The sequence below is a fragment of the Mesorhizobium sp. M0207 genome (genome assembly GCF_040321995.1).
Classification (GTDB): domain Bacteria; phylum Pseudomonadota; class Alphaproteobacteria; order Rhizobiales; family Rhizobiaceae; genus Mesorhizobium.
In genome coordinates this window covers 1-6,246 of sequence record NZ_JAMYSQ010000059.1, presented here as the reverse complement: position 1 = coordinate 6,246, position 6,246 = coordinate 1, and the positions used below count along the sequence as shown (strand labels likewise).

11 protein-coding genes are annotated in these 6,246 nt (G+C 61.5%); 7 read left to right on the top strand and 4 right to left on the bottom strand.

Annotated elements, in window-relative coordinates; genetic code table 11:
- A partial coding sequence (locus NKJ15_RS32680; RefSeq protein ID WP_352819810.1) for a TCP-1/cpn60 chaperonin family protein occupies positions 1-355 on the bottom strand: 355 nt, incomplete at its 3' end.
- Between the two features lie 101 nt (positions 356-456).
- A complete protein-coding gene (locus NKJ15_RS32675) occupies positions 457-795 on the bottom strand; it encodes a co-chaperone GroES (protein WP_352819808.1) in 339 nt (112 codons plus the stop codon).
- Between the two features lie 242 nt (positions 796-1,037).
- Between NKJ15_RS32675 and NKJ15_RS32670 the strand changes: the two genes are divergently transcribed.
- Both NKJ15_RS32670 and NKJ15_RS32665 read left to right on the top strand, forming a co-directional pair.
- Positions 1,038-1,310 carry a hypothetical protein gene (locus NKJ15_RS32670; RefSeq protein WP_352471005.1) on the top strand — a complete coding sequence of 91 codons (273 nt, stop codon included), beginning with the start codon at positions 1,038-1,040 and terminating at the stop codon, positions 1,308-1,310.
- Positions 1,307-1,573, top strand: coding sequence for a DUF1488 family protein (locus tag NKJ15_RS32665; RefSeq protein ID WP_254819951.1), 267 nt, complete (start codon positions 1,307-1,309; stop codon positions 1,571-1,573). Before NKJ15_RS32670 ends, NKJ15_RS32665 begins: the two co-directional genes overlap by 4 nt.
- Positions 1,574-1,603: 30 nt before the next feature.
- Here NKJ15_RS32665 and NKJ15_RS32660 read toward each other — a convergent pair whose 3' ends face one another.
- Positions 1,604-1,795, bottom strand: a complete 192-nt coding sequence (locus tag NKJ15_RS32660) for a hypothetical protein (protein WP_352501784.1) — start codon at positions 1,793-1,795, stop codon at positions 1,604-1,606.
- Positions 1,796-1,838: 43 nt separating this feature from the next.
- Complete coding sequence (locus NKJ15_RS32655; RefSeq protein WP_352471007.1) at positions 1,839-2,054, bottom strand: hypothetical protein; 216 nt, start codon at positions 2,052-2,054, stop codon at positions 1,839-1,841.
- Positions 2,055-2,330: 276 nt separating this feature from the next.
- On the opposite strand from NKJ15_RS32655, the gene NKJ15_RS32650 reads away from it, so the two are divergent.
- The 5 genes from NKJ15_RS32650 to NKJ15_RS32630 all read left to right on the top strand — a co-directional run bounded on the left by NKJ15_RS32650 (position 2,331) and on the right by NKJ15_RS32630 (position 6,145).
- Positions 2,331-2,741 carry a DUF3168 domain-containing protein gene (locus NKJ15_RS32650; RefSeq protein WP_352471008.1) on the top strand — a complete coding sequence of 137 codons (411 nt, stop codon included), beginning with the start codon at positions 2,331-2,333 and terminating at the stop codon, positions 2,739-2,741.
- 380 nt (positions 2,742-3,121) lie between these two features.
- Positions 3,122-3,421 (top strand): hypothetical protein, encoded by a 300-nt coding sequence (locus tag NKJ15_RS32645; protein ID WP_352471009.1) that lies wholly within the window; start codon positions 3,122-3,124, stop codon positions 3,419-3,421.
- Positions 3,422-3,485: 64 nt separating this feature from the next.
- Entirely contained in the window at positions 3,486-4,151 is a 666-nt protein-coding gene (locus NKJ15_RS32640) for a response regulator transcription factor (RefSeq protein ID WP_023718390.1), read from the top strand.
- A gap of 10 nt (positions 4,152-4,161) precedes the next feature.
- A complete protein-coding gene (locus NKJ15_RS32635; RefSeq protein WP_352471109.1) occupies positions 4,162-5,589 on the top strand; it encodes an ATP-binding protein in 1,428 nt (475 codons plus the stop codon).
- Positions 5,590-5,710: 121 nt separating this feature from the next.
- Positions 5,711-6,145: an RT0821/Lpp0805 family surface protein gene (locus NKJ15_RS32630; RefSeq protein ID WP_352471010.1), complete on the top strand. Its 435-nt coding sequence runs from the start codon at positions 5,711-5,713 to the stop codon at positions 6,143-6,145.
- Positions 6,146-6,246: the final 101 nt, after the last annotated feature.

Sequence of the window (6,246 nt, the reverse complement as noted above, 5' to 3'; positions counted from 1 at the left end):
CGCGCTTGAGGTCCATCGGGTTCATGCCGGCGGCAACGAATTTGGCGCCCTCGCGCAGGATGGAAGCGGCAAGCACCGTGGCGGTGGTGGTGCCGTCGCCGGCAAGGTCGTTGGTCTTCGAGGCCACTTCGCGCACCATCTGCGCGCCCATGTTTTCGAACTTGTCGGAAAGCTCGATTTCCTTTGCCACGGCCACCCCGTCCTTGGTGACGCGCGGCGCGCCGTAGGCCTTGTCGATAATGACGTTGCGGCCTTTGGGGCCGAGCGTCACCTTGACGGCGTTGTTGAGGATTTCGACGCCGCGCAGCATGCGGTCACGCGCGTCGGTGGAGAATTTGATTTCCTTGGCAGACATGATCTTTTCCAGTTCGGTTGTCGTGGCAAGGCGCTTGCAGCGCCTGAATCAAAGCTCGGAGCGTCCTTTGCGCGCGCGCGGGAGGGCGCGCGGCCTTCCAATCAGGCGGCCTTCTTGGCAGCCACGGTCTTGTCGATGATGCCCGTCTCGCTTTTTTCGATGATGCCCATGATATCGGCCTCCTTCATGATCAGAAGGTCCTCGCCGTCTATCTTGACCTCGGTGCCGGACCATTTGCCGAACAGAATGAGGTCGCCGGCCTTGACGTCGAGCGGGATCAGCGCGCCGCTTTCGTCCCGCGCGCCCGGCCCGACAGCGATCACTTCGCCTTCCTGCGGTTTTTCTTTGGCATTGTCGGGGATGATGATGCCGCCATTGGATTTGGTGTCGCTTTCGGCGCGCCGAATGACGACGCGATCGTGGAGTGGCCGGAATTTCATGGGGACTCTTTCTGGGGCCAGCTTAGGCGGCCGCCCCTCTCTATAGGCGCCCTGGCACTCGATTGATAGGAGCGCCAAAAAATATTCATAGGGCACATGAAATATTGAACATATTATCTTGCCTGGTTATCCCCTGGTGTTCGGGCCTTGCCGAATATTAATGAAATTGAATTTCTATCTTTGAACACCTATTTTATGGTGAATTCACATTCACGACTTTCGCTGCAAGGGAGATTTTACCGATGGCCGAAGGCAATCAGAACATCATGGAAAAAGCTCAGGCCCGCTTCATGGAAAATCAAAAGAAGACGGCGGAGCGGAACAAAGCAACTGCCGAATATCTCTCGGAAGCCAAGGCGAGGAGCATCAAAACGGCAAGGCTGAGGGAATTGCGACTGGCCAAGGAAGAGGCGGACCGCGCGGCGGAAGCTCTGAATCCGGTCGCACCAAAGAAGAAGCGGGCGTCACGGGCAGTCAAGAAGGCCGTATCTGCATCGACGGAGGCGAAATCATGAGCCTGACATTTCCCAATCCCAGCCGCAGCTACGACGAGGCAAGCAAACGCATCCGCTTCGTCGGCCATGACGGGATGTTCCAGATTTCCTTCTCTGTCGCAACCGATGCCATCTCCAAGATGCAGCCGGGAACGGCGGCCTCAGAAGCTACCTACCTGGCAGCCTTCGACACGGCTTCCAACTCGATCCACGATGTCGCCAGGAATGCCTATGCCCGCACCCGCAGGAGCATATATGTGCTGACTGCGGCCGATTTTCGCTAGTCCGTCGCGATCCGTCCACAAGACGCTTTGTCAGGGCTTCCGGTCCGCCTTCGCTCGCCGCTTGACGTCGCGACCGTTCAGCCGGTCGACCATCGCGTCCGCATCGCGCGTGTTCAAACTGGCCGTGAGTTGCTGCTTGAGCTCGACCGGCTGGCCGGTGAAGACGTCGAAGACGGTCCAGCTGTGAGGATGTTCCATACGGAGCGCGTAGCGCTTTGCCATCTTGGGTCCTTTCGTTTCCGCCCAATCAATGAATGTCGCTCGATCAGGCCTGGGCGATGAAGAATACTGCCGCCACGACAAGCACCGTCCACAAAACGACGGACAGCTTCAGGGCCAGGCTACCGTACGCCGAGAGCACCTCCCGAGTGTGGTTGACCAGACTCTTGACGGTCATCGACATGGTCGACGCCGCAATCGCGACCGGCGGCGCCTTGGCCCCAAGCTTTCCGAAGACAGGCAGCAGCGACGGTTCGCGCACGAAAAACGACCTCGAATGTCTGGAAACCAGACATCGTCATAGCATCCTTTTTTCGAACTCCTGCATGCCAAATGACTTCGCGCAGGTTGGCATCACCCTCAAGGGTCCGTGGCGCGGACGGCCGGGGCGTCGCGCATTCCAGGAGCAGGGCTTATTGCCGAGATCATGAAGGTTCATAATCCGCATGAGACGCGCTGATTCGCGCTTTGGCGGGATGCCTTCATGCAACGCAGCTACGCAGCCGGGAGGTCGACGCGACGGACGAAGGGAAAGACGATGACCGCGCCGGCCGTCGAATTGCAGAAGGCCATATTCGAGGCAGTGAATGACGATCCCGATTTGTCGGCGGCACTGGGCGACGCACGATTGTTCGACCGTGCGCCGGAAAATGTTGCGTTCCCCCACATGACCTTCGGCCGCACCAGCGTCTACGATTGGGCAACGGGAATGGAGAACGACGCAGAACAGTTGCTGACGTTGCATGTCTGGTCGAAATCAGAGGCCAGCAAGGAAACCAATGACATCATGGACCTTGTTAGCACCCGCCTGCGCGATACGGCTCTCTCGCTCGGCGAACATCGCCGCGCCTACCTCAAGCTCGAATTCGCCGAAGCCCGCTACGACGAGGACCTTTCGGCCCATCACGGGCTGCTGCGCTTCCGCGCCGTGATCAAGGACGAGGGCTGACCACCGGGCATTTTTTACAATCCGGCAATTTTGTTCTTGCTTTGTGCCGGCAGCTATGCTACTAATTCGCCTATGGTGCTGATGGCGCCAGCGACCCGCCGCAGAGGCGGGTTTTTATTTCCGGTCGGTTCGCCTGAATCTGCCTTCGGTTGCCGGATCGATTATCGAAGTCGGGGCAAACCTGAAGCGATTGCCTTTCACTGCCAAACGATGCCCGGTTGTCGGCGAAGGATCGGAGGGCTAGGTTAAACTTGGCAATTTCGCGGGATGGGCGGCGAAATGGCAATCCGGTAATCTCGCGCTTCAGGGGTGTGGCGGGCATGCATTCGAGCGTTCACCGTTCATATCACGTTCAGCACCGGCGCGTTAGAACGCTGACCATGAAAACCCTTCGCTCCCACTTCCGGACCGCGGCACTGGCGCTGTCAGCCGCCGGTCTGCTTGCGTCGCAGGCGATGGCGATCCCCGTTGTCGTGCCCGAGCAGCCCCAACCGGTCGTCCTCGCCGCCTCCGACTGCTATGCGATCGGCCAGCAGGTGGCCGAGCAGAATGGCGGCACCTTGGCCAAGGCCTCGCAGTCGACACGCGGCGGCCAGCCCGTCTGCGTCATCGTCGTGCTGGTTCCGGGCAAGGAAGGGCAGCGTCCGCGTCGCTCGGAGATCGTCGTTCCGCTGAACTGAACCGTGCCGTTTCCCAGACTGCCGGAATCGGCCTATATCTGAACAGCTTCAACAGGCCTTCCGCATGCGCGTACTCGTCGTCGAAGATGACAAGGATCTCAACCGGCAGATCGGCGACGCGCTGGTCGATGCCGGCTATGTCGTCGACCGCGCTTTCGACGGCGAGGAAGGGCACTTTCTCGGCGACACCGAGCCCTACGATGCCGTGGTGCTCGACATCGGCCTGCCGCAGATGGACGGCATCAGCGTGGTCGAGCGATGGCGGCGCGGCGGCCGCAAGATGCCGGTGCTGATCCTGACGGCACGCGACCGCTGGAGCGACAAGGTTGCCGGCATCGACGCCGGCGCCGACGACTACGTCACCAAACCCTTCCACATCGAGGAAATCCTGGCCAGGGTGCGGGCCTTGATCCGGCGTGCTGCCGGGCACGCTTCGTCCGAACTGACCTGCGGGCCGCTCCGCCTCGACACCAAGGCCTCCAAGGCCGACGTCGACGGCGTGCCGCTGAAGCTGACCTCGCACGAATTTCGCTTGCTTGCCTATTTGATGCACCACATGGGCGAGGTGGTGTCCCGGACCGAGCTGGTCGAGCATCTCTACGACCAGGATTTCGACCGCGATTCCAACACGATCGAGGTCTTTGTCGGACGGCTTCGCAAGAAGATGGGCATCGACATGATCGAAACTGTTCGCGGCATGGGCTACCGCATGCGTAAGCCGGAGGCGTAACGCGGAACCGCTGCCTACAAAACCCGCCGTCTCGAACACGCCGTCGCTGCGGTCATGGCCGCGTTCGGTGGCGTTTCGCGTCATCGCCTTTTCCACGGTCTGGGCGATCCTCACTCTGGTCGTCATCTTCACCTTGATCACCACGCTCTATCGCCAGGCCAGCGAGCGCGGTTTCGACAGCCTGCTTTCGGCGCATCTGTTCAACCTGATCGGCTCGGTCGGCGTTTCTGAAAGCGGCCAATTGACCGGCGCCCCCGACCTTGGTGATTTGAGGTTCTCGGAACCGAATTCCGGCTGGTACTGGTCGGTCGAGCCTGCCTCGGAAGGCGTGCACGGCGATCTCCATTCGTCGTCGATGACCAAGGCGATCCCGTCGCCAAGCGTTGCCGAGGTGCCCTTCAATGCCAGCTTCCAGCGCAGCTATTCAGCGGACGGCATCGAAGGCGAGCAGTTGGAGGTGTTCGAGAGCGAGTTCGTGCTCGATGCGAAAAACCGCGCCGCGCGCTTCCGCGTCATGGGCAACCAGACCGAGCTCGAGCAGGAAATCGCCACCTTCCAGCGGCGCCTTTTGACCTATCTGTCGCTGTTCGGCGTCGGCATGATCGCCATCAATGCGATTGCCATCCTGCTCGGCCTGCAGCCGCTGCGCCGGGTCAGGAATGCGCTTGCCATGGTGCGCGAAGGAACCGCGCAGCGCCTAGATGGCCGTTTCCCGGCCGAGATCGAGCCGCTCGCCAACGAGACCAATGCGCTGATCGAGAACAACAGGCGTATCGTCGAGCGGTCGCGCACGCAGGTCGGCAACCTCGCGCACTCGCTGAAGACGCCGCTTGCCGTGCTGCTCAACGAGGGACGGGCGCTGGGTGGCGCCAAGGGCCAGCTGATCGCCGAGCAGGCCGCTTCCATGCAAAAGCAAGTGGACCATTATCTGCAACGTGCTCGCGTCGCCGCGCAGCGCGACAGCGTCGTCTACCGTACGCCGGTGGCGCCGCTGGTCCAGCGCATGGTTCGGGTGCTGCAAAAGCTCAACCCGCAGACGGCGCTGTCGCTGTCGCTGCCGGCCACCGACATCGTCTTTGCCGGCGAACGCGAGGACCTGGAGGAGCTGCTCGGCAATCTGCTCGACAATGCGATGAAATGGGCAAGGAGCGCGGTCGCCGTTTCGGTCAAGCCAATCTCCAGCAAAGGTGGCGCTGGCACGGAAGGCGCAGCCAACCTGTTCGAGATCAGCATCGAGGATGACGGCCCCGGCATTCCCGACGACAAGGCGCGCGAGGTGTTGCAGCGCGGCCGGCGGCTCGACGAGACAAAACCGGGCAGCGGGCTCGGACTTGCCATTGTCGCCGACCTTGTCAACGAGTATGGAGGCTCTCTGGCGCTGGAACGATCCATCATGGGTGGATTGAAGGCGATGGTTCGATTGCGGAGCCTTCAGTAATGCTTTTCCAGATTGCTTTTCCAGGTGGCTGGCTGCGGCCAAATTTCCGACAAACATCGACATTATGGCCGCGCCAGCTGCTGACAGCGCGGCGGTCCAGCTCAAGAAAGCCGGTATTGGCATGAAGATTCGCGTCGCGCTCGTTTCCGCCCTGCTCGCCGTCTCCGGCTGCACGACGCTCGGCAAGGGCCCGGCCGTTACGGTGACGCCGGCCTTGACGCCCCCCAGCGGCGCCAAGGTGGCGACGACGATCATCTCCGCCATGGGCGGCGGCCTCGTCGGCGGCTCTATCGGCGCCGGCCTGAGCGAGACCGAGAAGCGCAGCGCGCTCGAGGCGGAATACAAGGCGCTTGAATACACGGCGAGCGGCCAGAAAGTGGCTTGGAAGAGCGACAGTTCGGCCCATCGCGGCGAAGTGGTCGCCGCCCAGCCCTATCGCGTCGGCTCGCAGGACTGCCGGCAATACACCCATACGGTGTTTACCGGCACCGCCGGCGCCACCGCGCGCGGAACCGCCTGCCGCAATGCCGACGGCAGCTGGACGCCGCTGACGTAGAGTATCCGTGTTGGTCAAGGGAGAGATGGTGTCCAGGTCCGATTGTCCCTGAGTAGTGCGTTTGCGAGGATGATGAGCTTTCGCATGATGGCTGTGATGGC

What these genes read in the sequence shown, in the direction of transcription:
- NKJ15_RS32675 (WP_352819808.1), bottom strand. Translation starts at nt 795, where the DNA reads ATGAAATTCCGGCCACTCCACGATCGCGTCGTCATTCGGCGCGCCGAA.
- NKJ15_RS32670 (WP_352471005.1), top strand. Translation starts at nt 1,038, where the DNA reads ATGGCCGAAGGCAATCAGAACATCATGGAAAAAGCTCAGGCCCGCTTC.
- NKJ15_RS32665 (WP_254819951.1), top strand. Translation starts at nt 1,307, where the DNA reads ATGAGCCTGACATTTCCCAATCCCAGCCGCAGCTACGACGAGGCAAGC.
- NKJ15_RS32660 (WP_352501784.1), bottom strand. Translation starts at nt 1,795, where the DNA reads ATGGCAAAGCGCTACGCGCTCCGTATGGAACATCCTCACAGCTGGACC.
- NKJ15_RS32650 (WP_352471008.1), top strand. Translation starts at nt 2,331, where the DNA reads ATGACCGCGCCGGCCGTCGAATTGCAGAAGGCCATATTCGAGGCAGTG.
- NKJ15_RS32645 (WP_352471009.1), top strand. Translation starts at nt 3,122, where the DNA reads ATGAAAACCCTTCGCTCCCACTTCCGGACCGCGGCACTGGCGCTGTCA.
- NKJ15_RS32640 (WP_023718390.1), top strand. Translation starts at nt 3,486, where the DNA reads ATGCGCGTACTCGTCGTCGAAGATGACAAGGATCTCAACCGGCAGATC.
- NKJ15_RS32630 (WP_352471010.1), top strand. Translation starts at nt 5,711, where the DNA reads ATGAAGATTCGCGTCGCGCTCGTTTCCGCCCTGCTCGCCGTCTCCGGC.